Genomic DNA, 24243 nt, shown 5'->3' with positions numbered 1-24243 from the left:
GTTGGTATAATCAACGACGAAAACATTCGGCATTGGGTTACCGCACACCCTGTCAACAAGAATCTTATTTTTACACATCCTCAATGGCCGCTTGACAAAAAATCTCCAGTGAACCGTTGCAAGTCCATCTGGCAGTTGAACAAGCCTTAGCAAATAATACAATAAATCGGGCTGAATGGGAAAAGTTTCAAATGGAAAATGCTCCTACTGAGTTTGAAGTTGAAGAACAGGAATTATAAACTCACCTTAAATACTCTTTAGTTATGAGTTGGAAAGGCGCCATGCGATCATTTTCCGCTACAGCTCGCCGAATTGAACGCGACCAACAGCGACGAGCTCGTTTAGCTGCCCAAGAATATAAACAGCTACAAAAGCAACAGGCTGTTGAAAATGCTACCCAGGCGGTACAAGCATATAATGACTATATTGAGGTTATCAAATCCGTTCATCAGGATTGCAGTGATCAAATTGATTGGGCAGCGATGATGCATGAGCCTCCTCCAGTGCTTACTCGGCTAAGTAATGCAAACGAGCTGAGTGCTCAAGCGGCTTTGAATAATTACCAGCCAAGTCTTTTTGATCGTTTGTTGAAACGTGGGCCGGCGAAAATACAACGTCTTGAAGAAGCGGTTGTTGTCGCCCATCATCGAGATCAACAGCTCGCTCGTGAGAATCAGGAAGAATATAATCGTTTATTAATCGAATGGCAGGATCGTCAAGATCTCACCCGTGAGGTTTTGGCTAAGAATTCGGACGTATATGCTAATGTGTTCGAAATCTTTTCACCCTTTGAGAACATCAACTATCTAGGGGCCCACCTTGAATTCACGTTTACCTCCGATCACATTGAGGTCGATGTACAAGTTAATACTTCAGAAGTTATACCGGATTTTGCCGTCACACAGTTGGCAAATGGTAAACTTTCTCGCAAGTCTCTGCCTATTAGTAAATTCAATGAGTTCTATCAGGACTATGTCTGTGGCTGTCTCTTGAGAGTGGCGCGAGAAGTTCAGGCACATTTGCCGGTTAGCCAGGTAGTGGTTCATGCCCTCGTCGATCAGCTAAACCCAGCTACAGGCCAGGTAGAAAATCAAGTCATTGTTTCAGCCGCAATACCCCGAGCAATCCTCAGGAAGTTAAATTTTAACGCTTTAGATCCATCTGATTCAATGCAAAACTTCAACCATACGATGAAGTTCACGAAAACTGCTGGTTTTCAAGCTGTTGAACGCGTAGGCTTAGCTGCTCCACTACCAATTAACAAAAAAAGATGACATTAAATTATTTAATAATCCAGCGGACTTGGAAAGACAATTGATTTCATCTCGATTGAACGAGAAAATAGTTATAGCAACTAACCCAATATTATATTAAAATAAGTGTGATGTTCATAATTATGATAGCTAATGACTGAGTTCTTAAATAAAATTTCGATCTACGATCAACTTAGTTACATCGTGGTAGGAGGTTTGTTTTATTCTTTTTTTGATTACGACTTGTCGTTTTTCGGCTTAGATCTTAAACGGATAACTGAAAATGCATTTGGTATTGCCGTTGCTGTTTATTTCTTGGGCCACGTTGCCCAAGCCGTTGCTAACCAGTTTATCAGAGAAAACAAAGACAGTTATACTCAAAGAGAGTGCGATATATTGAACGAAATTAAACAGAACTTCGGGATTAAGGACTATAGCGACAAAGAAGCGTTTGGCATATGTTATATGTGGGCACTTGCCAACGATAAAACCGCCCATGTTGAAACTATGAATGCCCGATATGGCCTTTATCGAGGTTGGTTTGTAGTGTTATTCTTACAATCAGTTTTCTATTTATGTTTGATACTAAAAGACGCGATCCATAAACAATATGATGTGCGTTTTCTTGTCGGTTTAGCGTTCACTGTACCTATCGGATTTCTAATGAAAAAACGTTCGAAGCGTTTTTATCAAAATATCGCAGACAAAACTTTCCAGACTTTTATCGTTTTCAAGAAAAATGCCACTTAGAATCCATTTTCTCAATGTGGGTGCAGGCGATAGCACTATTGTTGATTTCCCTGCACGGACAAAGGGGGTTGAAAGCTTCAATGCAAGGATAATGATGATTGATATTAATAGTTGTCCCGATAACGGCTATACTGATGTCATAGAGTATTTTAAGGCGAAATTTTCCCAGAAATCGATTTTTCGATTCGTTTGTACGCATCCGCACAAGGATCATATTACTGGAATCAACGAGTTGTTTAACAAAAGCGGAATTTCCATCAATAATTTCTGGGATGTAAAAAATGAATTTTATCCCGAAGACTGGGAAAATGACCCTAGCCCTGAAGATTGGGAAATGTACGAGAAAATAAAAAATGGCAAGATTAGCGGTTTGACTGTTCGGAACTACACCAGTGAAACTAATCCAGTACAATGTTGGAATGAAGACGAAATTCAAATTTTAAGTCCATCCAGTGAATTGATAACGTATGCCCACACAAAACAGGATGGTACAAAACGTAGCGGTGAAGCAGTTTGCCTCAACGAAATTTCCAGTGTTCTTCTTATGAAAGTTAATGCCAGAAAGATTGTTTTTGCCGCCGATGCAGAGGGCAAAGCTTGGGAAGAAATCATAAGTAAAAAAAGGAAAGAAATTGAGAATGTACATATCCTCAAAGCCTCACACCATGGAAGAGAAAGTGGTTTTAACGAAGAAGCTGTAAAAATTATGAATCCTGAATACATTTTATTTTCTAATTCTACCGATGCCGACAAAAATCATGGGGCAGAAAAGCTTTATAAAAAAGCAGCGCCCAAAGCACAAATTCTTAAAACATCAATATATGGTAATTTAATCGCCGAAATTAGTTATTCTGCAACTATTGCAACAAAGTGGACAAATGATTAGGGATAAAATTAAATAGTACTAACTGACACCACCCATCAAGTAGGTGTTACGCGAAACACTCAAAAATTTAACTTAATTCTCATCTGTATGGACTTTGATCCAACCGAATTTATCAGAACGCTAGGCAGCATTGCAAGCATATCAAGTGCTTATCTTGCTTGGAAAAAAGCATTTATTGATGGAACAGTTGGAAAAAGAGATCAAGATTCAAAATTGCCAAAAGGGCAACTGCCACAAGAGGTAAAGCAACAGATATTAAGGTTTTCGATCAGAGCAGGAAGTGTAAATCCGAGCGATTTTCGAGCGCTACAAGCTTTATCATCTGATATTTTCGAAACCGCCACTGAGCGCTTAAAGCAAACACATCAGCGTTTTGTACAAGTGATTGCACATGGAGAACTAGCCCAAATCGAAGAAGAGGAATCAATTACACGACATGAGATGTGTTCCATCCTTGCCCTTATTTTAAGACATAATGGAAATAAATTTCCACCCGATGCAGAATTAGAAAAGTTCTGGAAAATGTTTCGTTGCACGCCACTCTATCCTGAATTTGGAATAAGAACGTTCTAGCAGGGGTTCTGACAAAATAAATAACTTTGAAATTTCAAGAAACTTTTAACAACAGAAAGTAATACAGTTTAATGAGGACATAAAAAAATAAATAAACTTTTTTGAAATCAACGATGCTAAAAACAATACCTGAAATTCTTAATAAACTACCTGGATATTCAATATTCTTGAAAGGAGTTTTAACCTTCAAAAATCAAGAATATTACATTGCTGGTGGGGCGATAAGAGATCTTATATTAAATAAAAGTTCTAACATAAAAGATATAGATATATTTGTTACTCAAGATATATATGATGAAGTATATTTTGAAAAATTTGTACACTATCTTAATGAATTTGGCAAAGTGGAATATGGCCCTTATGGTTCTCCTCGTTGGTTTCCTAATAAAGGCAATTTATTCTATTATGACATTGTTCCATATTATAAATTTAATGTGGGTTTAGGTATTGAAAATAATATTAATAAAATCTTAAACCAATTCGATTTTACTGCTAATGCAATTGCATATGATATTAAGAATAACATATTATTAGATCCAATTGATGGCATTAAGGATATAAACAATAAAATCTTAAAAGCAGTTAGATTAGACTTTCCAGATAGCTATATTTCAGATAAAATAAAATTATCAAGATTATCTGCCTTATGGTTTAGATTCATGCATTACTCATCAAAGTTAAACTTTGTCATTGAACCATTAACCTTAAGTTGGATAAAACAAAACGCTCATCGGATAAAAGAATTATCAACTTTTGAGAAATATTTTTTTTCTCCAACAATAAACGAAGATTTATTAGCGGTAATAGAAAATTAAAAGGAATGATGGTAGACTTAGCAGAAATCGAGAAAATAGCAAAGTTGGATTTAAATATAAATGCCGTTTATATTGAACCCATACAAATGGGAGTAATGACGTACAAGTATTTAATTAAAGAAAAAGATCGAGGAGAATATATTATTCGTTTTTACCCAGATAACTTACAAAGAGTAATAAATTTTGAACCTCAAATAATAAAACGTTTTTATTTATTAGGCGCAAAAGTTCCAAAAATACTTAGTGATTCACAAGGAAAGAAGGTTAAATACAATTACATATTATACAAAAAATTATCAGGTGATCCATTAATAAAAAGTATTGATAATCTTCCATTAGATTCGTTAAAATTAATAATTAGTAGTTTGTGCGACAATTTGGCAATAATGCGTAGATTGAATTTTAAAGGATTTGGGCCTCTAATATCAGATATATATGGGCAACATCCTACATGGAAGAGTTATATAGAAAGTAGTATAAAAGAAGGGGTTGAAAATTTGCATTTTCTAAGGTTAGGTAATTTTACGAATGAGAAGATTAAACAATATGTGAATAGCAATATATGCTCAATTACTAAGTTAATGTCAGAACCTAAATTAGTTTGGACAGATATTAATCCGGATAATATTATCGTAAATGATAGGCAACTAAGTGGCATAATAGACTTTGATGGCGTTATATCTGGAAATCCGATTATGGAAATTGGATATTTATATTGTCGTCAAGGTAATTCAAATTTTTTTAAATATTATCTTGAGAAGTGCAAATATGATGTAGAAATAAGGCAAGAGATCGTATATTTTTTTACCATATTTAGGGTTTTACAAATTGCAAAATATTGGCAATTTCCACTTCCTACTGGCTTAAAGAGAGATCCATTGGAAAATGTGTTTCCAGGATTTATTGATGTTATAAATAAAATATAATTCTAAATTTATGGAAGATGCTGTCTCATCAAGTGAATCAAAATCAGCAAAGGAAAATGAAAAGATATTGCCACAAAGGGCTCTTGCAATTTTAGCATTTTTAGTAATAGGTTTTACGTTATTAATCGTATGGTGTTTTTATCAATCTTTTAATAATCTCGAATCACTCAAAGCGGAAGCGTTACTAAAAAGAACTGATATAGTATTGAAGGAATACCCATCGTGGTTTTATTTCGATAAGAAGAATAGTAAAATCGTAACTGTCAAATTTATAACAAATGAAGACAAAAATAACCTATTAAAACTTATAGATATTAATAGCATTGCGTATCAAGATTTTAAGGAATCTGTAGATAGGTTAGCTTATGATTCTATTAGCTTAAGATCAAAAATACTTGTCTATCTACTTTTAATTGGAGGATTGGCAGCTACATTAGGAGTACAAATACGGACTATCTTTGATTTTATTGGTAGGGTTTGCTATAAGGAAAATTTAGATATAAATGTTTGGTGGCCATACTATCTACTTAGGCCGCTAATGGGATTTTTAGTTGGAGCTTTGGTAATTATTCTTTCAAAGGCAAAAATTTTAAGTGGAATAGCTAATGATGGTGATGAAAACTTGTTATGGATTGCAATATCGACCTTAGCTGGATTTGGCGTCGTTGATGTTGTAAAAAGATTAAGGACGGTTTCAAAAGCACTATTTGGGCGTGACGCAGACGATTAATCGATTTGAAAATTACTAGACATGGTATATTATTCTGCTATGTACAATTCAATTTAATAATTTTCTAGTTAACATAATTAAATTTATACAACAAAGAAAACACCACATTAAAATGCTAATAATCAAACGTTTATATAGAAACATCGGTTGTTTATAAGTGCCTTTCTACAACACAAGCTGTCTGGATGAAGGCCTTTTAATTCCCAATTTATGTCATGCTTTCATGCAAAATCAACACAAAAATACGTCCACCTAAACCTTGCTATTCATACCTGCACTCAATACGTTATGCCTAAGCGCTTGGCTATCCAACCCAGCGTTTTTATAGCCATATCAGGTGGATTTTTAGCAATAATTTCAGCTCGGTACTTATTCATCAGTACACTCATGTACAGCATCGTTCTCAAATTCATCTGGAAGTCCTTTCGGCGATTGTCAGTGACCTTATCCAGGACTTTACACACATCTTCAAAATAGTTTTCCATGTGTAAGGCCGGCTGGTGGGTATTCAATACCCGCACAATTTTAGCGGTTGGGTTTCTGAAACAATGGGTAACGCCTTTGGGAACCGTAAGCTGATCCCCTTGCCGGGCAGGCACCCATTTGTCATGGATATAGAACTCCATTTCCCCTTCCAGGATTTCATAGGTTTCAATGGCATCGGGGTGGATATGAACCAAGGGATCATGCATATTACAGCCGGGTAATAACTCCCAATGCAGTTCCAAAGATTTTCCCAAGGTGTCCGCACTGGCCTGCAGGACGGTAAACTTCATTCCTACAGGGGTCATATCCAGGATTTGCCCTTTGGTCGCCATCGTGATTTAGGATCGTTATGGACCGAATAACCGCAAACTAGTTTAGGTCTGTTCAATATAGCTAAAGTTGCCGTTTTTGTCGCTTTCACAAAAGGGCATCGCGTATCCATTCAATGCGGTGGCTGGTAGGACCTCCTGGAGCATCCAAATGAAATTGTAACCTGGCATCATCTCCGTAAATATTCAGGGTTGTAGTGGCGCAACCAACAAAGAGCACCCCGCTTCCCCTTTCCACTATTGGGTTGTACTAGAATGGCATACGGGAGAATAACTCGACAGTGAGAAAGCCGCAATAAGTACTGGCCACTTTTTTTAAAAGCACACGATTATTGCCTCGGCCAAGCTCTGGTAAACTGGCGGGATTTGTGAACCAAATGGCTGTTTCATAAACAAAAGCAGCTAACAAGGCTTAAACGCACATTTTTGGTAACCGAACCAGGGTAATAGGATAGCTTATTTCGGTCGATCTTTATCTAATCGTTGTGCACTCATGGCAAAGAATTTGTTACCTCTTCGGGTTCGATTGCCCATGGCATTTAAACGCTCAGCGACAGCCGCATACGTAAGTCCTTCTTTGCGATACAACCGGACCAATTCAGCCGCTTGCAAATTAGCCTGGTGTGTACGGGCGTTTTGTTGACGGATCTCCAAGCCCTTTTGCGTGATTTCCGGTGTTATATTGGGCATTCCCAGTTTATGCCCTTGGGCTTTTTTTGCCTGTAAAGCCGCTCGGGTCCTTTCCCCAATCAATTCCCGTTCGTGCTGGGCCAGCACGGCCATAATCCCCACGGTAAGTGTATTGGCATCCGGAATATCGCAGGCCACAAAATCGACCTCGGAGTTTCGTAGGGAAAAGATAAAGGAAACATTGCGGCTCAGTCGGTCCAACTTGGCAATCAGTAATCGGGCCCGGTGTTGTTTGGCGAAAGTGATGGCGGCCGCCAGCTGAGGGCGGTTGGCTTTCTTACCGGATTCGATTTCGATGAATTCGGGTAAAAGTTCATCTTCGGTTTTGAGGAACCGGTTGACAATTTCCCGTTGAGCCGAAAGACCCAAGCCACTCTTACCCTGGCCTGCCGTTGAGACCCGGTAGTAGGGTACGTATATCATACCTTATATATATAGGTGTTGGAAGCGTGAGAAAAAATGAACCACTCCTTCCCCTTTTCAATCCTTTTTGACTCTTGCAGGTGTTCCACGGATAAAAGTTAGGAAAAAATGGCTTTTATAACATTTTCGCATCGTGTATTGTGAAAACGTTATAAATCCCTAACCACGATGAAATGGACTTTGCGGGTCATGATTACTGCGATTTTCGGAATGGGGTTTCTTTGAACTACTCATCCAGCAGTCTTATTCTTTTATCCGGTTTTTTCATTCAGGTTTGACCATCCGAAGAATGAATTGCTAATCGGCTGAATCCTGGATCAAAACCTTTCCCAAAAGTAGCAGGGATTGACTCATTTGTGACAGCCTTTCCGGGCGTTGAAGCCGACCTTTGATTCATTCAAACGGACACAAAAATCAACCATCATACGCCATGAAAACGCTCATCAAATCCCTGCTCGTTGCCTTTACCTTAACAGCCGTTACCTTTTCCACTTCAGTTGCTGAAATCAATAAACCCATCGGAAAGCCCAGGAACGCAACCGCTTTTCAAAGCAGCATGTACACTACCATCGAAGGAAAAGTAAAGATTGCCGTCAAAAAACAAACCGGCGGAAAGGTGGAGGTACGACTGACTAACAGTACCGGCAAAGAGTTCTTCGTGCAATCGATTGGCAAACGCCAGGAAGCCGCCCGGCTTAGCTTGGATGTCAGCGCCCTGCCCGATGGTGTTTATCAGGTGACTATTTCCAATGGCGTTGAGACCACCACCCAGGAATTGACGCTGGCCACCACCCCGGTGGTCCAGGCGGCTCCCCGACTGGTGGCCTTCAACTAAATCTGACTCGTACTTGCTTATACCAAAAAGGCCGATCCTCTCCAGGATCGGCCTTTTTGGTGTATGCCCTAATCGATTAAACGAATACCGCTTCCAGTAGGCTCCTGAACCAAACCTGTATATTTAATTGGGCTAAACGACCGGTAAATTGCCGCCATCCACCGCGATATTCGTCCCTGTGATGTAGGAAGCCCTGGAACTGACCAGGAATCCAACCACCTCGGCCGTCTCTGCCGGGTCAGCCATCCGGCCCAGGGGCACGCCACCCACCCGTTGTAGTAAATTACTGGTCATCTGTTCGGTACTAATGCCTGCTGATGCCGCTAGTCCCTCGAGGAAATTTCTCATCGCCCCGGTATTGTTCAGCCCGGGCGACAAAGTAATAACCCGTACGCCTTTGGGCGACACTTCGCTGGCCAGCGACTTGCTGTAGGCATTGAGTGCAGCCTTGGCCGCACTGTAGGCCATCGTCGTATCCCAAAGCGGGAACATGCCGCTGGTCGAGGAGACATGAATAATCACCCCGCTTCCTGCCTGGATCATGTCGGGCAGGAAGGCCCGGTCGAGCCGTACGGCTGCAAGCAAATTGACCTGCAGTACATGGTCCCAGTCTGCGTCGCTAAGTACGCTGAACCCACCTGCCGGTGCCGTGTTGGCGCCAAGGTTGTTGATCAAAATGTCCAGGCTCCCGAATTGCTCCTGGACCTGAGTGACGACTTTCTGGGCCTCATCGGTCCTGGACAGGTCTGCCGCAATGAAGTGTCCGCCTTCCACGGCCTGATGCGGGATACTTCGCGCAGTCACGATGACCGTGGCCCCAGAGGCTTTCAATCTTTGGGCAATAGCCTTGCCGATCCCTTTTGTCCCGCCCGTCACCAGGGCAATTTTTCCTTCCAGCTCTAAGCTGGCTACTTGTTGGTACTCCATTGGATGTTAATTTTGAAATGATTGTTTCAGAATTTGTGCTGGGTTTAGCTGGTTCTTTTGTATGCTCAAGGCAATTGATCTGAGATTTTATTTTGTTTTTTTTGAAGCGGTCGTTTCAGAATAGGTCAAAAAAATTAACGCAGCAGTTGCCGGACCAGATAGGTGGCAAGCTTCTTGATCTTTACCGGATCTTGGTGCAGGATATAGAGCTCATACCAGCCCGTATAGGTGCAGATAATATGGTCGGCCACAAGGGCAGCATCGCAGTCCTGGTCAAGTTCGTCTTTTCGAACTGCTTCCCGGATAAGCCTGCTCAGGAATTGGTGGGTATAGTCATTATCCTCTTTAAGCAGGGCCTTGATACCCTTGTCTTCCGGGGAAACCTCAAAGGCAGTCTTGATTGCAAAGCAGCCTTGCACATCCTTGATCACCACATCCGCAACATCCTGGATAAAGCTCTCGAGCGCTTTTTTGGGCGATTTGAAGCTATTCGCGCGCTGCTCCAAAAGCAACCTTCTTTTGAGGGTATAATGTTTGACGCAATGGATAAAGAGCTGGTGCTTGTCACCGAGCGTATTGTAGAGGCTACTCGAATTGATTTGCATGGCATCGGTCAAATCCCGCATAGACGTCCCATGATAACCCTTTTGCCAAAAGACATCCAAGGCTTTCTCGATTGCTTCGTGCTGGTTAAATGCAAGGGTGCGTGCCATAATTATTAATTCCTTCGGGGCAAAGGTAGTTAAATTCTGAAACGATTGATTCAGAAAAGAAATTTTTTTTGCCAAACCCGCTGGTCGGGCTATTCGCGCTGGTATCCAATGAGAACGATTGACGCTGCTACCTCTAAGAAGCTGTTTGAATTAACAATTTCGAAACGAGAAAGCCGTCCATCGGGGTTTAAGTTGTGTGAAGCAACCTGAAAGTCATTATTGCCCAGTCACCAATAAGGAATCAACCTATTGATAGTAAGCTGGTTATTCATCATTGGCGGTGGATAGTGGAACGAACTATTTCTTGGCTGGACAATAACCGACGTTTGAATAAAGATTACGAGCGCACCATATTATCTTCGCAAACATTCATTTGGATTGCTCATAGCAGGCGTACTTTAAAACGAGTCTGGTAGTAACTCAAACAGCTTCTTAGAGTTTTTACGCTATAATTCAGGATCTACTGTGATTGATCTTGAGACGGAAGTGTCCCGGTTAAATCAAGGAATATTTTTATCAACCAGCTACTGGTTAACAAAGCCCTTTAAGTAACACTTAACCTGGCAAATTCAATGAAATTTGCGTTTATAGGGCGTATGGACCACACTTCTCATCCTTTTCATATTTCCTGTTAATTCAATTCAGAATGTATAACTTATTTGTAGGTAAATATCATAATGAAGTAGGTTATTGAAAAGTTAGTAGACACAGGACGTCAGCGTAAAACTTCGCTGCGGAGCGTTGTGAATGCCATCCGCTGGCTGGCTCAAACCGGCAGTCAATGGCGTAATTTGTCCACTCATTTTCCGGCCTGGCAAACCGTCTATTACTAGTTCCGCCAGTGGATACTCCAGCCCATTTGGCAAGCCATACTTGCGCATTTGGCGAAAAAGGAACGCCCGCGGCAAGGTCGGCCCCCGATGCCTAGCCGAGTCGCCGTCGATAGTCAGAGTGTGTGCAAAGGACTTTGGGTCAGGGATGACTCTGGTGTGGATGATTGATTCAAAACATATTTTTAAGAGTTGGCGGACGCACTTGTTTTCAGCTTGCGTCCGCCAACTCTTAACTCTTTAGCTCCAGTCGCGGTCGGCGGAATCGCGGGTGTTCCAGCTATCGGTTGGGGCAAACCAGGTGGCGCCTTTTTTAAGGAATTTCTTGGCAACGTCCTCGTTCAATTCAACGCCTAAACCGGGTTTGTCCGGCACTTTCACGAAGCCTTTGTCAACGATCGGCTTCATGCCGGTGACAATATCTTCCCAGCCGTCGACGTCTACGCCGTGGTGTTCCAGCGCCACGAAGTTTTCCGTAGCGGCCGCGCAGTGAACGTTGGCCATCATACAGATCGGCGATCCGGCAAAGTGCATGGCCATTGGAATCCCGTTCTCTTCGGCGTAATCACCAATCTTTTTCGTTTCGAGCAAACCGCCCGACGAAGCCAGATCCGGGTGGATCATATCGATGGCTCTGGCGTCGATGAGCTTGATAAATTCTGCTTTGCCGAAAATGTCCTCGCCGGTCAGTGTGGGCGTATCGATGGCGTCGGAAATCTGTTTCCACTGATCGGTATAAAACCAGGGCACCAGGTCTTCGAGCCAGGCCAGCCGGAACGGTTCCATGGCTTTGCCGATCTGAATGGCGGTATTGACGTCAAAGTGGCCGAAGTGGTCGGCCGCCAAAGGCGTTTCGTACCCCACAATATCCCGCACTTTACTGACGTGCAGGGCCAGGGCGTCGATCCCTTTTTTCGTCACCTGAATGCGGGTAAAGGGGTGTTTGGTCTGGGCATAATTGCCCATTTTACCGGGCTGCGAGTCATTCCACTGCTGCTTGACGCTCCAGTTTTTAGCGCCCACGAGCATGCCCGGCGTGTCGGCAATCATGCCGATACCGAAATCCATTTTCAGGAACGTGTAGCCCTGATCCCGGCGCCGAACCATGTGCTTGGCAAACTCGTCGTAGTCCTTGCCTTCGGGCGTGTCGGCGTAGAGCCGGATGTAATCCCGGTATTTGCCGCCCAAAAGCTGGTAGGCCGGTACATTATAGGCTTTGCCGGCCAAATCCCACAGGGCCATCTCCACCCCGCAGACACCCCCGGCCGCCCGGCTGTGTCCGCCAAACTGCTTGATTTGTTTGAAGATCTGCTCCACATTACATGGGTTTTTGCCCAGGATGCGGCTTTTCAGCGTGAGCGCGTAATTGGCACTGGCGCCATCGCGAACTTCGCCCCAGCCCACCAGGCCCTGGTTGGTATCGATTCGGATGATGGGGCTGGAAAAAGGAACACCTTGCAAAACGGCCACCCGCATGTCGGTGATTTTGAGGTCGGAAGGCTTCGATTCGCGTTTCACTCGCTGAGTGATGAACTCCATTTCACGCTCCGGTTTTCCGTCGAACAGCATGCCGAGCGACAGACCGCCCAGGGCGGAGTTCCGCAGAAAACCGCGCCGGTCGACGCCGGTCGACGAGCCCGTAAGGTGGGGTTGAACGGCCGTTGGAGCCGGATTCTTTTTAAGCCATTCAAGTAAAGGGTGAACTTTTTTCATGCGTTTAGATGGATTTAGGTATTACTATTTCATTCAGTCGGTTTTAACAGAAAAGCAAACTTCGGTCTGGATATAATTCAATTTATTGAGAAAGTTACTGAAAAAGCTTACTTTCCGATTTCTGATGTCTATTTTTTTCTAAACCTGCGCTCCGTCAGTATTTTGCTCGTGCCGTTGTCTTTATGAATAGATCCGTTTGGTAGCGTCTTCTGCCGGATCACTGGAATTTTAATTGTAGCACAGGCTGGATGTAATTTTACCGGTTATTTTCTATTCCTAAACAAAGCGATGATAAAGAAAACGTTAGTAGTATTGGCGATCACCTTTTCGGGAAGTTTGTTGGCCCAGGCCCAGCGCATCGGCTCATCGGTTGAATACGTTACCGCATTAACGGCCAACTGGAAAGGCGCGCGGCTGCCCGACGGCCGTCCGAATGTGCCTGATTTAGTGCTGGAACGGCTCCAGAATTGTACACTGGAGCAGATCTGGGGGTATCTGGGCAATAAAGGCTACCGCAATCAGGTCGAGAAAAACTGGATTATCCTCAAACCCGGCGAAACCATGACGGGGCGCGTCGTGACAGCGCAGTTTATGCCCACCCGGCCCGACCTCGATAGCCTGGTCAGAAAGCAGGGCAAAGCCGAAGGACGTTCGCAAAAAGGCGGTATCAACATCTGGCCCATCGATGTCCTGACCAAAGGCGATATTTACGTGGCCGACGGCTACGGGAAAATTAAAGACGGCACGCTCATTGGCTCCAGCCTCGGCAATGCGATTTACGGAAAAACCGGTAAGGGCGTGATTTTCTACGGCTCGGTTCGGGATATGCAGGAGCTGAAAGATACCAAAGGATTTAACGCCTGGGTCAAAGGCCACGATCCGTCGTACATCAAAGACATGACGCCAACGTCCATCAACGCGCCGATTCGCGTGGGTGAGGTGACGGTATTTCCGGGCGATGTCGTGTTTGCAAATGAATATGGCGTCGTGTTTATCCCGGCGCACCTCGTGGAAGGCCTGGTGTCGGCTTCGGAGATGACGGCCTTGCGGGATGAATTTGAACGCGTACTTTTGCAGCAGGGAAAATACCCATCGGGCGAGATTCACGGCGATTGGTCGGCCAAAATCAAGGATGAATTCCGGGCCTGGGTGGGCAAATACCCCAAAAAATTAGCCATCACACAAAAAGACCTTGACGCCTATCTGGCCAAGGAACATTAATTGAACCCCCGTATGAAAGTCAGGATTCCCATTTTAGCTTCGGTACTTGCGCTCGTAGTTGGTAACCATTGTGTCGTTGCCCAAACCATTCCCAAAGAGGAATTGACGTTTTTGACGTCGGAGTGGAAGGGTGAGCGGTTTCCCGACGGACGTCCTAAAATTCCGGACGCGCTGGTGGAACGGGCTAAAAAGATCGGAATCGATGACGCCTGGACGGTTTTAAAAAACGAAGGGTACACCAATCAGTTTGAAGGAGGCTGGAAGTTCATTCACAACGATGTGGTGATTGCGGGTCGGGCCGTAACGGCGATGTTTATGCCGAGCCGTCCGGATGTGGAGAAAAACATCAAGGAGCGCGGCATTTCCAAACAGGGCCGCAAGGGCAATACCAACACCTGGCCGATTGAAACGCTGACCAAAGGCGATGTGTACGTGGCCGACGGTTTTGGTAAAATTGGCGGAGGAACCCTCGTGGGCGCTACGCTGGGAAATGCCATTTTCAGCAAAACCGGTAACGGCGTCGTGTTTAACGGGGCCGCCCGCGACTTGCAGGAATTGCAGAATATCAAAGGCTTCAACGCCTTCGTCCGCGATTTCCATCCTTCATTTCTGGAAGAAATGGTGCTGATGGGACTCAATACGCCGATTCGGATGGGCGGCACGATGGTGTTGCCGGGTGATCTGGTGATTGCCCAGCGGGAGGGCGTTCTGTTTGTACCGGCGCACATGGCCGAACAGGTCGTCACCACCTGCGAGTTTGTCACCCGAAAAGATCAGTTCGGCTTCGAGATGGTCAAATCAAACCGCTACACCACCGGCCAGATCGACAGCCAGTGGACCGACGAAATCAAATCGGAATTCCTGAAATGGCTGGGCCAGCATCCCGAATTAGGAGCCATGACCCGGCCGGAACTGGATAAGGTAATGAGCAAACGAACCTGGTAATTCCGGTTTTTGATACCATCTGGAACGGTCGGAGGCAACTTCGACCGTTCTTTTTGTTGGACTGTATACCGATTATTCACTTTTGTCGCATTTCTTCAATACCGGCAGCGGAATGGCGGCTACTTTTGCAGTTGTAAACAACAATCACCATGCAAAAGTCAATCATCAATCCCTGGAAATGGCAGGACCAGTTAGGATACGCCCAGGGCGTCGAAGTTTCCCACGCAACCCACACGTTGTACTGCGCCGGTCAGGCGGCCATGAATGCGGAAGGCCAACCCGTTGATGCCGATATGGCCGGACAAATCAGTCTGAGTCTGGATAATCTGGAAACCGTATTGCACCGGGCGAACTATGCGCTGGAGCACGTCGTACGGCTCAATTACTACACCACGTCCATTGAGCAGTTTTTTGCGGCATACGGTCAGGTTATTGCCCGACTAACGGCCGCGGGATGCGTTCCTGCCAGTACGTTAACGGAAGTAAGCGCCCTGGCATTTCCGGAACTGCTGGTCGAAATCGAAGCAACGGCGGTTAAATAAGAATGCTGGTCCGGTTTTATCAACGCGTGTGACCGGTTGCGAAAATGTCGCATTTTTTCAATACCGGTTTTGTTTGCCGGTTTATTTTTACGGCATCATTCGCGGCAACCCTATTGATTGACAACTAATGAACACGAGTTATCAGGAATTTAAACCATCACCGGCCCTGGAGCCCTTTGTTGAATGCTACTGGCTGCATCATTTTGAAGCCAGCGACAACGAGGAGTCGCCCGTCCAGCGTTGTCTGCCTTTTGGGACCCTGGAGCTGATTATACACCTGGACGACACCCGCGCTTTCGCGTTGTTCAACAACCAGTGGCAGAAACTCCCGCAAGCGTTTTTTGCGGGTCTCTATCAGGATGCCGTACACTGGAAGTCGGTGGGGACGACCCGCAAATTCGGTATTCAGTTGAAACCCGAAACGTTGCCTCAACTGTTCAATGTGCCGATTGCTTCGCTGTTCAATAATTTTACGGATATGGAAACCTTCTTCGGGAAAAACAGCAACCGACTCGTTGAAAACGTCTACGGTTTGCCCGACATCCAGGCCGTCATCAGGGTAGCCGAAACGTTTCTGCTGGCACAGCTCCGGAATTTGAATGCCGGGCGGAATTACGTCTATGAAGCCACCCGGCTGATCCGAAAAACAAAAGGCAATCTGTCGATTGAGGACCTGAGTGCGCATTTATACGTGAGCAAACGGCAGTTGGAACGCAGTTTCAAAGATCACTACGGAACCACGCCCAAGATGTATCAGCGGATTATTCGGTTCCGGAATGCCTATGAGTCGTTTCAGCAAAAACCGACACTTCCCAACTGGCTGGATGCTTCGCACACGTTTGGGTATTCGGATCAGGCCCATTTTATCCGGGAATTCAAAACGTTTACCAGTGACGTTCCCACCATGGTATTTAACGGGCAGGGGCAGTATTATCGCCTTCCTGGTCGGCAACTGATCCGGACGCACGCGTAAGCGGCCACTTTTCTGCCGTTCCCGCTGGAACCGGCGCTTTTTCAACCACTTTTTTCAATGATTATACGGTCGGCTCGTCTTGGGCCGACCGCGAGAATCTCTTTTTCACTAAAAATCAAAAAACACGATGAAATGGGTTTATCTGGCGGCTATTGCCGCCATCGGGCTGACTTGTGCCTTTACAAAACCGTACGAAGCAGCCAAATCATTACCGCGTACTTCCACTGTTCCGAAACATCCGGCTCAGGATGAGCTTGTTAAGCGCGGTGAATACCTGGTTACGATCATGGGTTGTGCGGATTGTCACGCCCCCAAGAAATTGACGCCCCGAGGCCCCGCACCCGACATGGACCGCTTCCTTTCCGGTTACAACAGCGCTCAACCGCTGGGCGAGTACGATAAAAACCTCGTCAAAAGTGGTCAATGGGTGCTGTTCAATGGCCAGAATACCGCCTTCATCGGTCCCTGGGGCGTCTCGTTTGCGGCCAATCTGACGCCCGATGCAACCGGTATTGGCAACTGGTCGCTGGAGCAATTCAACAAAGCCATGCGGCAGGGGAAATTGAAAGGTCTCGACAACAGCCGCCCGCTGCTCCCGCCGATGCCCTGGCCCAATTACGCCGGGATGACCGATGCGGACATGAAAGCAGTTTTCGCGTTTCTGAAATCACTCAAGCCGGTTGCCAATGCGGTTCCCGCCCCCATTCCGCCCGCTCCCTGATCCCGCCAACAAGCCTGACCAATCACCGATCAATTTTAATCACACCAAAAACAATGAAAAAAGTAGCCTTATTCTGCGGTATTGCTTTGACAACCTTACTTCTGAATTGTACGAACGATCATTTGGATCCCGCACTGGACACCTACCGGCTTGATGAAACGTCGGTGGCGATTTGGAAGGGAAGTCTGCGAACCGGTTACTTTAATGAAGGGGCCATTACGGTCCAAAGTGACCTGCTGACGGTGAAAGACGGAAAAGTAACCGGCGGCTCGTTCACCATCCCGGTTTCTTCCATCGTGAATTACAACCTGCCCGATTCACTTAAACACCAGTTGGTGCACCATCTGCAAAGCGCCGATTTTTTTAACATGGCCTTGCATCCCACCATTACCTACACCATCACCAGCCTTGCGCCGTATGCGGGCGGGGCCGGGATTCCGGGCGCTAATTACCAGGTGAATGGCAATCTGACGATGCTGGGCACGACCCATCCGGTCAATTTTCCGGCAAAGATCAATCTGGCTGCGAACCAGTTATCGGTAGAAGCAACGCTCACGGTAGACCGGACCAGGTGGGGAATCACCTTCAGTTCGGACCCGGCGCTACCGGATGCACAATACATCCTGCCCGACATCGACATTCACTTAAAACTCGCCGGGAACAAACCGTAAGTGTAGGGATGTTCTTTGGTCGCTAGTCTTATTTCTTTTCTCAAAAATGACCGACCAAACAAAAGACATTCTGCGCCGGGCCGCTTCGTTTTGCGCGTATCAGGAACGGACGCAGCGGGAAGTTCGCGAACGACTGAAGGAATGGGAGGTGTACGGCGACGAGGCTGAGGAGCTGATTGTGTGGTTGATCGAACAGAATTACCTGAACGAAGAGCGGTTTGCCAAAACGTTTGCGGGGAGCAAGTTTCGCGTAAAACGCTGGGGGCGGCACAAAATCCGGCAACACCTCAAACAACGCGGCATTACCGGCTACAACCTCGAACAGGCCATGAAAGAAATCGAGCCGGACGATTACCGCCAGACGCTGGTCGATTTGCTCGAAAAAAAGAAGCGTAGTTTGCAGGGCGAAAGTCCGCTGGTTCTGAAACAGAAACTGGTTCGGTATGCCATCAGTAAGGGCTACGAAAGCGAGATGGTCTGGGCGGTATTGGGGGAGGAGTAAAGAGCAGAAGGGGAAGAATAAAGAGCAGAAGGGGAAGAATAAAGAGCAGAGACAAGAGAGTAGAGACTTTCTCACAAGCTGTTTGAGGTAACTAACAAGCCCTGGAAGGGCGGTCTGTTAATAGAAAAAAGCCAATTAAACGCCGGGTAGCTCCGGAGGAGCGGCCTGGGGCTATTTATAAGTAGCCCCTCCGGTGTTAATTCAAACCCATTCTTCCGGTTTGCCGTGTCGCTACTCGCTGGTCTCTGCTCTTTATTCTTTTTTCAAACCAAAGTACTCGTAAAAATAGTCCGGCGCCTTAAGATTCAGCCAGTTAGCCCGGTTTTTGGCCAGATCGTCGTACGTTAACGCCTTGATCCGGGTGGGCGTGAAGTCCAGCACCGCTTCCGGTTTTCGGCGGGTAACGATGCCCAGGCCCTGGTCGGTGTCCAGCACGAACACGTTGAGATCGGGGCGCTGGCTGCGCAGGTAGACGATGGTTTTCCAGACGTCGCCGTTCCACGGCCCTTCCACCCATTCATCGTAGGGCACGGCGGCACCGGGCGTAAGCGGATTGCAGTCGTGCATGATGATCACGCCGTCGTCGCTCAGGTAGCGGAGCGTATTTTCCACGTCGCGCAGGGCGTAATGGTATTCGTGCATGCCGTCGATGAGCGCCAGTTGCAAAGGCGTTTTCCCAATCACCCGGTCGGCATCTTCCTCAAAAAAATCATCGCTGGTTTTCTCGAAATACTGGTTCGACAGGTTCGAGGGGTTAAGAATCGCTTTGCCCACGCGCCGGAGCGTATCGAACGCAAACGCCGGATCGACCGCTAGTTTGAACGAGCTTTTGACTTTGAAAAAAATGTGACCATTGGCCACCCCGATTTCCAGGTAGTTTTTAAGCTTTTTCTGGCCCATCAGGGCTTCAATGACATCCAGTCGATTCATACCGCGGGATAAATTACAGAACCAATTCCAAAAAAAAGAGCCTGTTGGGGCAACCAGCAGGCTCAATTTATAAAATCAAACTAGATTTCGAGTTAAAAATCAGCGTCAAACGTGATTTTCTGATCTTCTTTCTCTTTCGTAGACGACATCACGCCTGCTTTCTGGTATTCACCCACGCGCTTCTCGAAGAAGTTGGTTTTGCCCTGCAACGAAATCATATCCATGAAATCGAACGGATTCGTGGAGTTATACACTTTCTGCAAACCGAGCGACACCAGCAGGTGATCGGCCACAAATTCGATGTATTGCTTCATCAATTCGGCGTTCATGCCGATGAGCGAAACCGGTAACGATTCGCTCACGAATTCCTGCTCGATGCTGACGGCGTCTTTGATCATCGCGTAAACCTCCGATTCCGGCAGTTTATTCTTGATGTGCTCGGTATAAAGCATACAGGCGAAGTCGCGGTGCAGGCCTTCATCGCGCGAAATCAGCTCGTTCGAGAACGACAAACCGGGCATCAAACCGCGCTTTTTCAGCCAGAAAATGGAGCAGAACGAACCGGAAAAGAAAATCCCTTCCACGGCCGCAAACGCCAGCAGACGCTCCACGAATGAGCCGTTTTCGATCCACCGCATGGCCCAGTCGGCTTTCCGCTTCACGCACGGAATGGTGTCGACCGCCCGCAGCATCTTGTCTTTCTCGACCGGATTTTTGATGTACGTATCGATCAGCAGCGAATAGGTTTCCGAGTGGATGTTTTCCATCATGATCTGAAAACCGTAGAAGCATTTGGCCTCCGCATATTGCACCTGCGACAGAAAGCCAACGGCCAGATTTTCATTGACAATACCGTCCGAAGCGGCAAAAAACGCGAGCACGTTGGAGATAAAATGCCGTTCTCCGTCGTTCAGATTTTCCCAGTCGCGCTGATCCTGCGAAAGGTCGATTTCTTCAGCCGTCCAGAACGACGCTTCATGCTGCTTATACATTCTCCAGATGTCGTGGTGCCGGATAGGGAAAAGAACGAACCGGAGTGGATCATCTTGCAGGATCGGTTCGATTGCTTCAGGTTGAGACATGATGCTTATAGACTTATTGGGATGAGTAACGTACGAAAAAACTAAAATGCGAGCTAACAAAGTTATCGGATTGGCGGAGGAATGCAACCGAAAAAATGAATGGTGAAAGTAAGTCGTCAACTGCTTTCTGAATAACTGCATAGCTATCAAATAGTTGTTGAATCTGAAAAATAATAAGTTCTTAGAAATCTGCTAAAATTTGATTTTTCGCCTTTCAAAACACTCATTTGTAGTCACATCCCAATTTCCAGTGTTTTTATGTCCGAGTTGCCAGTGCCCAGTTCCCCGCCGGTCAGCGCCGTGATGATTACCTTCAACTCCGCCCGCATTCTGCCGGACGTTCTGCGTGCGTTAACCTGGTGTGATGAAATTGTCGTGGTCGATTCGGGGAGTTCCGACCAAACCCTGTCGATTGCGCGCCAGTTCGGTTGCCGTGTCCTCCACCGGGATTTCGATGGCTTCGGTTTGCAGAAAGGGTTTGCCGTCAGTCAGGCCCGCAATTCCTGGGTGCTGGTGGTCGATGCCGATGAGATTGTGACGGACGAACTCCGGGCGGAAATCCAGCTGCGACTGTCGGAGGTCGAAGCCGGAAAGATCAATTTTCGTGGTTTCGAAGTGCCGATTTCACTGGTCTTTCTGGGTCAGCTGATGCGGTATGGTGGCGAATATAAAATGCCCCACCTGCGGCTTTTCGACAAGCGGTTTGGCAACTACAACACCGCCCGGGTTCACGAAGACGTTGTGCTGAACGGATCGGTTGGCAAACTGACCCACCACATGCTCCACGACAGTTACGGCAGTCTCCACGAATACTTTGAGAAATTCAACCGCTACACCACCGCCGGCGCCCGCGATTTGCAGAGTCAGGAGCAGGGGCACCGGGGTTCTGTCGGCCAGATTGTTTTCCGGCTCCCGATCACCTTTTTGAAGGAGTATGTCATCAAGCGAAATTTCCTGAACGGCTATCCCGGTTTCATCTGGTCGCTGTTTTCGGCGATGTATCCGGTGGTAAAATACGCCAAACTCCGGGAGCTGCGCAGCAAACGACGTGCTGAACTTGCGGGTCAGGATTTGCAATCCTGACCCGATGCCTGGAAGGTGCCGCGCGGGCCTGGAATTGAATGGGTTTTTTGGTTAGTGAAAAACATAAGCTACAGTAAATGCAGGTTTTAAACCAACATCCAGATTCGCAAAAAAACGCTTTCTGGCCGATGCCGTAGCAATATCAGTCTCAATATCCGGCATTTTGCTGTAGCCTGCCGATAAGCCAAGAAGACTGCCTTCCACCAGCCAGTTCTTTCCAAAAAGGTAAGCTAGTCCCAAATTGCCTCCTCCATAAACGGTATTGGTTGCCGGAGCACCCGCCATGATCCGGTTGTAGCTTACATAACCTTGCAGATAAGGAGTTAATCGGGTGGGCGCAAAATACTTTTTCACATACGGGCGAATACCGGCTAGCATTGGTTTGTGGTTGCCTTTGCTGGCATACCCTGATGCTTTGGAAATCTCAAGAATACCGCCTTGTAATCCCACATAGAGACCCGCACCAATCACCAGCCGATCGCGCACGAAAACTCCGGAAGCAATATCGATAAAGGTCGACGGTTCTCGATAATCGTTTCCGGTTTTTCCATCATACGAATAGCCTTTTTTTAGAACCGAACTAAACGTTCCCGACATGAGCCAACGCCCTTTTGCCAAAGGATACTGCGATTCAGGTATTGCGGTAGTACCGACAGCCGTTTCTGCACCCGCAAGCACAACCAGACCTATCTGTAACGAATTGAATGAGACCGGGAATAAAGCAGATTGGGCGGCAATTTCTACGCCTAACCGGTTCGTTATGGGGTAAAGGATGCCAATCTGGCTTTGCGGGGTCATTTGCCGAACAGTGGAACGCTCGTCTTGGTAGAAGACGTAATTGAGCTGTTGGATGGATGAAAATTTAGTTACTGATAGATTTACCCCGCCACCCGCATAAGCGATAAAAGGGGCTATTTTCCAGTATTTCCGTACAAAGGGCATCAAAGAGACTGATTGGGACCGCGTATCGAGCTTAAATCCTTGTGCGTTTTCCACTAGTGAATAATTGCCAGTCCACCCACCCTGAAGGCTGAAGCCAAGAGCCAGCCCATCGCGAATGAAAACGCCCGCGTTTGCATTTACTTTCAATTCATAAACCGGATTCCGGATAATAGCCTGCCAATAGCGACTGAACTGGCTGCTTACATGGGCAGTCCAGATGCTCTGATTTTTTTTGATTTGAGCCATTGCCGACAAAGAGAGCAACCACAAAAGGCAACATAGACAATACTTCACGGTGAGGTAGATTTAAGGGAAGACCGTACTAAAGTAAGCTAATAGGGGTATTGTTTCATGCATATTGCCAGTTATTTGACGGGCCGGAACTACATTAAGTTGTTCTGTGCCTTTAGCAGAGAACCGAGTCAAATCTTTGAGAAATCTTTGGCATTTTGACCCGATGCCTGGAAGGTGCCTTGCGGGCCTGGAATTGAATGTTTCTTCGTTATAAATAATAGTAACTTATTGATTATAAACCGGTAATCTATCAGAAGACTGGCCGGTTTTTTGCATCATTACTTTGGATAAAATGAACCGATCCCGAACCATTTTGACATGGAGACGTTACTATGAGAGTTATTTAGAGTAGGTTTGAGGGGTAGGATGAGGAGCCTGGAATCCTGTTTTACGATTTTATGAAACTTTTTAAATGCACGCATTGCGGAGAACCGATTTATTTCGAAAATACCCGTTGTACGCAGTGTGAATATCCGCTTGGGTTTGTGGCTGAGCAACTGGAACTGCTGCCACTGGTCGCCGAAAGCACCGATACGTTCCGGGTGTATAATCAGGGCGAAACGCTTTACCGGTATTGTGCCAATCACCAGTACGGCGTTTGTAACTGGGTGGTGGAAGACGGAAAGTCGCGGTATTGTGAAGCCTGTACGCTGAACCGGACCATTCCGAATTTGAGTAAACCGGCGTATTTGCAGCGTTGGAAAGTGATCGAAACCGCCAAACACCGCCTGATTTATTCGCTCCGGCGCATGAAACTTCCGGTCATTGGCCGATCGATCGATCCTGAACGCGGACTTTCCTTCGATTTTCTGGCCGATGGAACCCAGAAACGAATCCGAACCGGCCACATGCGGGGCCTGATTACCATCAACATTGTGGAAGCCGACGACATTGAGCGGGAAATGACCCGCCAGAAAATGGACGAGCCGTATCGCACGGTTCTGGGCCACTTCCGGCACGAAATCGGGCATTATTACTGGGATCGGTTGATCCGGAATTCGGACCGGATCGATCAGTACCGGGAGCTGTTTGGCGACGAACGCCAGAGTTACAAGGATTCGTTGCGGAATCATTACGAGCAGGGCCCTCCGGCGGGCTGGAATCTGAATTACATCAGTGCCTACGCCAGCGCCCATCCGTGGGAAGACTGGGCCGAAACCTGGGCGCATTATCTGCACATTCTGGATACGCTCGAAACCGCCTACGAATTCGGGCTGAGTGTCCAGTTTCAGCCCGTTATGGACTCGATGAGCCTGATGCAGGAAGAGAAAATCGATCCGTATGATCCGGAAAATTTCAAAACGCTAATGGATTTGTGGGGGCCGCTGTCGTTTGCCATGAACAACCTCAACCGCAGCATGGGCCACCCGGATCTGTATCCGTTTGTGATACCGCCTGGTGTTCTGGAAAAACTCAGCTTCATCCACCAGATTTGTTACCAGGCCCGGAAGTAATACC

At 46.3% G+C, this 24243-nt stretch carries 26 protein-coding genes; 18 read left to right on the top strand and 8 right to left on the bottom strand.

The window, feature by feature from the left end; genetic code table 11:
- The first annotated feature begins 263 nt into the window (after window positions 1-263).
- From EHT87_RS31030 to EHT87_RS31000, 7 genes are all read left to right on the top strand, one after another.
- Window positions 264-1274, top strand: a complete 1011-nt coding sequence (locus tag EHT87_RS31030; protein ID WP_124910696.1) for a hypothetical protein — start codon at window positions 264-266, stop codon at window positions 1272-1274.
- Window positions 1275-1406: 132 nt separating this feature from the next.
- Window positions 1407-2003 carry a hypothetical protein gene (locus tag EHT87_RS31025; protein WP_124910695.1) on the top strand — a complete coding sequence of 199 codons (597 nt, stop codon included), beginning with the start codon at window positions 1407-1409 and terminating at the stop codon, window positions 2001-2003.
- Entirely contained in the window at window positions 1993-2889 is an 897-nt protein-coding gene (locus EHT87_RS31020; RefSeq protein WP_124910694.1) for a ComEC/Rec2 family competence protein, read from the top strand. Before EHT87_RS31025 ends, EHT87_RS31020 begins: the two co-directional genes overlap by 11 nt.
- Window positions 2890-2976: 87 nt before the next feature.
- Window positions 2977-3462: a hypothetical protein gene (locus EHT87_RS31015; RefSeq protein WP_124910693.1), complete on the top strand. Its 486-nt coding sequence runs from the start codon at window positions 2977-2979 to the stop codon at window positions 3460-3462.
- A gap of 113 nt (window positions 3463-3575) precedes the next feature.
- Window positions 3576-4277, top strand: coding sequence for a Gabija anti-defense Gad2 family protein (locus EHT87_RS31010; RefSeq protein WP_124910692.1), 702 nt, complete (start codon window positions 3576-3578; stop codon window positions 4275-4277).
- Window positions 4278-4282: 5 nt separating this feature from the next.
- On the top strand, window positions 4283-5203 hold the full coding sequence (locus EHT87_RS31005; protein WP_124910691.1) for a phosphotransferase: 921 nt from the start codon (window positions 4283-4285) through the stop codon (window positions 5201-5203).
- A 10-nt stretch (window positions 5204-5213) separates the two neighbouring features.
- Window positions 5214-5933 (top strand): hypothetical protein, encoded by a 720-nt coding sequence (locus tag EHT87_RS31000; protein WP_124910690.1) that lies wholly within the window; start codon window positions 5214-5216, stop codon window positions 5931-5933.
- 278 nt (window positions 5934-6211) lie between these two features.
- Here EHT87_RS31000 and EHT87_RS30995 read toward each other — a convergent pair whose 3' ends face one another.
- Both EHT87_RS30995 and EHT87_RS30990 read right to left on the bottom strand, forming a co-directional pair.
- Window positions 6212-6751, bottom strand: coding sequence for a cupin domain-containing protein (locus tag EHT87_RS30995; RefSeq protein ID WP_124910689.1), 540 nt, complete (start codon window positions 6749-6751; stop codon window positions 6212-6214).
- 453 nt (window positions 6752-7204) lie between these two features.
- Window positions 7205-7861, bottom strand: coding sequence for a recombinase family protein (locus EHT87_RS30990; protein ID WP_124910688.1), 657 nt, complete (start codon window positions 7859-7861; stop codon window positions 7205-7207).
- Between the two features lie 430 nt (window positions 7862-8291).
- Here EHT87_RS30990 and EHT87_RS30985 point away from each other — a divergent pair, with 430 nt between their 5' ends.
- Window positions 8292-8696, top strand: a complete 405-nt coding sequence (locus EHT87_RS30985) for a T9SS type A sorting domain-containing protein (protein WP_124910687.1) — start codon at window positions 8292-8294, stop codon at window positions 8694-8696.
- Between the two features lie 132 nt (window positions 8697-8828).
- Here EHT87_RS30985 and EHT87_RS30980 read toward each other — a convergent pair whose 3' ends face one another.
- Together EHT87_RS30980 and EHT87_RS30975 are read right to left on the bottom strand one after the other, a co-directional pair.
- A complete protein-coding gene (locus EHT87_RS30980) occupies window positions 8829-9623 on the bottom strand; it encodes an SDR family oxidoreductase (protein WP_124910686.1) in 795 nt (264 codons plus the stop codon).
- 134 nt (window positions 9624-9757) lie between these two features.
- Window positions 9758-10336 (bottom strand): TetR/AcrR family transcriptional regulator, encoded by a 579-nt coding sequence (locus tag EHT87_RS30975; RefSeq protein ID WP_124910685.1) that lies wholly within the window; start codon window positions 10334-10336, stop codon window positions 9758-9760.
- Window positions 10337-11079: 743 nt separating this feature from the next.
- On the opposite strand from EHT87_RS30975, the gene EHT87_RS31930 reads away from it, so the two are divergent.
- Window positions 11080-11169, top strand: coding sequence for a transposase (locus tag EHT87_RS31930; protein WP_185716397.1), 90 nt, complete (start codon window positions 11080-11082; stop codon window positions 11167-11169).
- Between the two features lie 237 nt (window positions 11170-11406).
- On the opposite strand, the gene EHT87_RS30960 is transcribed toward EHT87_RS31930, so the two are convergent.
- Window positions 11407-12879 (bottom strand): mandelate racemase/muconate lactonizing enzyme family protein, encoded by a 1473-nt coding sequence (locus EHT87_RS30960; RefSeq protein WP_124910684.1) that lies wholly within the window; start codon window positions 12877-12879, stop codon window positions 11407-11409.
- A 288-nt stretch (window positions 12880-13167) separates the two neighbouring features.
- On the opposite strand from EHT87_RS30960, the gene EHT87_RS30955 reads away from it, so the two are divergent.
- The 7 genes from EHT87_RS30955 to EHT87_RS30925 all read left to right on the top strand — a co-directional run bounded on the left by EHT87_RS30955 (window position 13168) and on the right by EHT87_RS30925 (window position 18454).
- A complete protein-coding gene (locus EHT87_RS30955) occupies window positions 13168-14100 on the top strand; it encodes an RraA family protein (RefSeq protein ID WP_124910683.1) in 933 nt (310 codons plus the stop codon).
- Between the two features lie 12 nt (window positions 14101-14112).
- Complete coding sequence (locus tag EHT87_RS30950; RefSeq protein ID WP_124910682.1) at window positions 14113-15045, top strand: RraA family protein; 933 nt, start codon at window positions 14113-14115, stop codon at window positions 15043-15045.
- Between the two features lie 149 nt (window positions 15046-15194).
- The gene (locus EHT87_RS30945; protein ID WP_124910681.1) at window positions 15195-15587 is read left to right on the top strand and encodes a RidA family protein; all 393 of its coding nucleotides are present in this window, start codon (window positions 15195-15197) and stop codon (window positions 15585-15587) included.
- A 127-nt stretch (window positions 15588-15714) separates the two neighbouring features.
- Complete coding sequence (locus EHT87_RS30940; RefSeq protein WP_124910680.1) at window positions 15715-16560, top strand: helix-turn-helix transcriptional regulator; 846 nt, start codon at window positions 15715-15717, stop codon at window positions 16558-16560.
- A gap of 127 nt (window positions 16561-16687) precedes the next feature.
- The gene (locus tag EHT87_RS30935; RefSeq protein WP_124910679.1) at window positions 16688-17281 is read left to right on the top strand and encodes a c-type cytochrome; all 594 of its coding nucleotides are present in this window, start codon (window positions 16688-16690) and stop codon (window positions 17279-17281) included.
- Between the two features lie 53 nt (window positions 17282-17334).
- Window positions 17335-17952 (top strand): YceI family protein, encoded by a 618-nt coding sequence (locus tag EHT87_RS30930; protein ID WP_124910678.1) that lies wholly within the window; start codon window positions 17335-17337, stop codon window positions 17950-17952.
- Between the two features lie 46 nt (window positions 17953-17998).
- The gene (locus EHT87_RS30925; RefSeq protein ID WP_124910677.1) at window positions 17999-18454 is read left to right on the top strand and encodes a regulatory protein RecX; all 456 of its coding nucleotides are present in this window, start codon (window positions 17999-18001) and stop codon (window positions 18452-18454) included.
- 252 nt (window positions 18455-18706) lie between these two features.
- On the opposite strand, the gene EHT87_RS30920 is transcribed toward EHT87_RS30925, so the two are convergent.
- A complete protein-coding gene (locus EHT87_RS30920; RefSeq protein WP_124910676.1) occupies window positions 18707-19384 on the bottom strand; it encodes a class I SAM-dependent methyltransferase in 678 nt (225 codons plus the stop codon).
- 92 nt (window positions 19385-19476) lie between these two features.
- Complete coding sequence (locus EHT87_RS30915) at window positions 19477-20466, bottom strand: ribonucleotide-diphosphate reductase subunit beta (RefSeq protein ID WP_124910675.1); 990 nt, start codon at window positions 20464-20466, stop codon at window positions 19477-19479.
- A 258-nt stretch (window positions 20467-20724) separates the two neighbouring features.
- Between EHT87_RS30915 and EHT87_RS30910 the strand changes: the two genes are divergently transcribed.
- Window positions 20725-21549 (top strand): glycosyltransferase family 2 protein, encoded by an 825-nt coding sequence (locus EHT87_RS30910; protein WP_124910674.1) that lies wholly within the window; start codon window positions 20725-20727, stop codon window positions 21547-21549.
- 51 nt (window positions 21550-21600) lie between these two features.
- Here the strand turns inward: EHT87_RS30910 and EHT87_RS30905 are convergent, their stop codons facing one another.
- Window positions 21601-22737: a hypothetical protein gene (locus EHT87_RS30905; RefSeq protein WP_124910673.1), complete on the bottom strand. Its 1137-nt coding sequence runs from the start codon at window positions 22735-22737 to the stop codon at window positions 21601-21603.
- 446 nt (window positions 22738-23183) lie between these two features.
- On the opposite strand from EHT87_RS30905, the gene EHT87_RS30900 reads away from it, so the two are divergent.
- Window positions 23184-24239: a zinc-binding metallopeptidase family protein gene (locus EHT87_RS30900; RefSeq protein WP_124910672.1), complete on the top strand. Its 1056-nt coding sequence runs from the start codon at window positions 23184-23186 to the stop codon at window positions 24237-24239.
- Window positions 24240-24243 lie beyond the last annotated feature (4 nt).

This window comes from Larkinella knui, assembly GCF_003858645.1.
GTDB lineage: Bacteria > Bacteroidota > Bacteroidia > Cytophagales > Spirosomataceae > Larkinella > Larkinella knui.
This window is presented reverse-complemented; position numbering and strand designations above follow the sequence as displayed.

Coding starts and splice junctions, on each gene's coding strand:
- EHT87_RS30925 (WP_124910677.1), top strand. CDS start 17,999: ATGACCGACCAAACAAAAGACATTCTGCGCCGGGCCGCTTCGTTTTGC.
- EHT87_RS31000 (WP_124910690.1), top strand. CDS start 5,214: ATGGAAGATGCTGTCTCATCAAGTGAATCAAAATCAGCAAAGGAAAAT.
- EHT87_RS30995 (WP_124910689.1), bottom strand. CDS start 6,751: ATGGCGACCAAAGGGCAAATCCTGGATATGACCCCTGTAGGAATGAAG.
- EHT87_RS30985 (WP_124910687.1), top strand. CDS start 8,292: ATGAAAACGCTCATCAAATCCCTGCTCGTTGCCTTTACCTTAACAGCC.
- EHT87_RS31005 (WP_124910691.1), top strand. CDS start 4,283: ATGATGGTAGACTTAGCAGAAATCGAGAAAATAGCAAAGTTGGATTTA.
- EHT87_RS30955 (WP_124910683.1), top strand. CDS start 13,168: ATGATAAAGAAAACGTTAGTAGTATTGGCGATCACCTTTTCGGGAAGT.
- EHT87_RS31010 (WP_124910692.1), top strand. CDS start 3,576: ATGCTAAAAACAATACCTGAAATTCTTAATAAACTACCTGGATATTCA.
- EHT87_RS30915 (WP_124910675.1), bottom strand. CDS start 20,466: ATGTCTCAACCTGAAGCAATCGAACCGATCCTGCAAGATGATCCACTC.
- EHT87_RS31025 (WP_124910695.1), top strand. CDS start 1,407: ATGACTGAGTTCTTAAATAAAATTTCGATCTACGATCAACTTAGTTAC.
- EHT87_RS30930 (WP_124910678.1), top strand. CDS start 17,335: ATGAAAAAAGTAGCCTTATTCTGCGGTATTGCTTTGACAACCTTACTT.
- EHT87_RS30950 (WP_124910682.1), top strand. CDS start 14,113: ATGAAAGTCAGGATTCCCATTTTAGCTTCGGTACTTGCGCTCGTAGTT.
- EHT87_RS30960 (WP_124910684.1), bottom strand. CDS start 12,879: ATGAAAAAAGTTCACCCTTTACTTGAATGGCTTAAAAAGAATCCGGCT.
- EHT87_RS30900 (WP_124910672.1), top strand. CDS start 23,184: ATGAAACTTTTTAAATGCACGCATTGCGGAGAACCGATTTATTTCGAA.
- EHT87_RS31030 (WP_124910696.1), top strand. CDS start 264: ATGAGTTGGAAAGGCGCCATGCGATCATTTTCCGCTACAGCTCGCCGA.
- EHT87_RS30980 (WP_124910686.1), bottom strand. CDS start 9,623: ATGGAGTACCAACAAGTAGCCAGCTTAGAGCTGGAAGGAAAAATTGCC.
- EHT87_RS30910 (WP_124910674.1), top strand. CDS start 20,725: ATGTCCGAGTTGCCAGTGCCCAGTTCCCCGCCGGTCAGCGCCGTGATG.
- EHT87_RS30945 (WP_124910681.1), top strand. CDS start 15,195: ATGCAAAAGTCAATCATCAATCCCTGGAAATGGCAGGACCAGTTAGGA.
- EHT87_RS30975 (WP_124910685.1), bottom strand. CDS start 10,336: ATGGCACGCACCCTTGCATTTAACCAGCACGAAGCAATCGAGAAAGCC.
- EHT87_RS31020 (WP_124910694.1), top strand. CDS start 1,993: ATGCCACTTAGAATCCATTTTCTCAATGTGGGTGCAGGCGATAGCACT.
- EHT87_RS31015 (WP_124910693.1), top strand. CDS start 2,977: ATGGACTTTGATCCAACCGAATTTATCAGAACGCTAGGCAGCATTGCA.
- EHT87_RS30935 (WP_124910679.1), top strand. CDS start 16,688: ATGAAATGGGTTTATCTGGCGGCTATTGCCGCCATCGGGCTGACTTGT.
- EHT87_RS30940 (WP_124910680.1), top strand. CDS start 15,715: ATGAACACGAGTTATCAGGAATTTAAACCATCACCGGCCCTGGAGCCC.
- EHT87_RS30905 (WP_124910673.1), bottom strand. CDS start 22,737: ATGGCTCAAATCAAAAAAAATCAGAGCATCTGGACTGCCCATGTAAGC.
- EHT87_RS30990 (WP_124910688.1), bottom strand. CDS start 7,861: ATGATATACGTACCCTACTACCGGGTCTCAACGGCAGGCCAGGGTAAG.
- EHT87_RS30920 (WP_124910676.1), bottom strand. CDS start 19,384: ATGAATCGACTGGATGTCATTGAAGCCCTGATGGGCCAGAAAAAGCTT.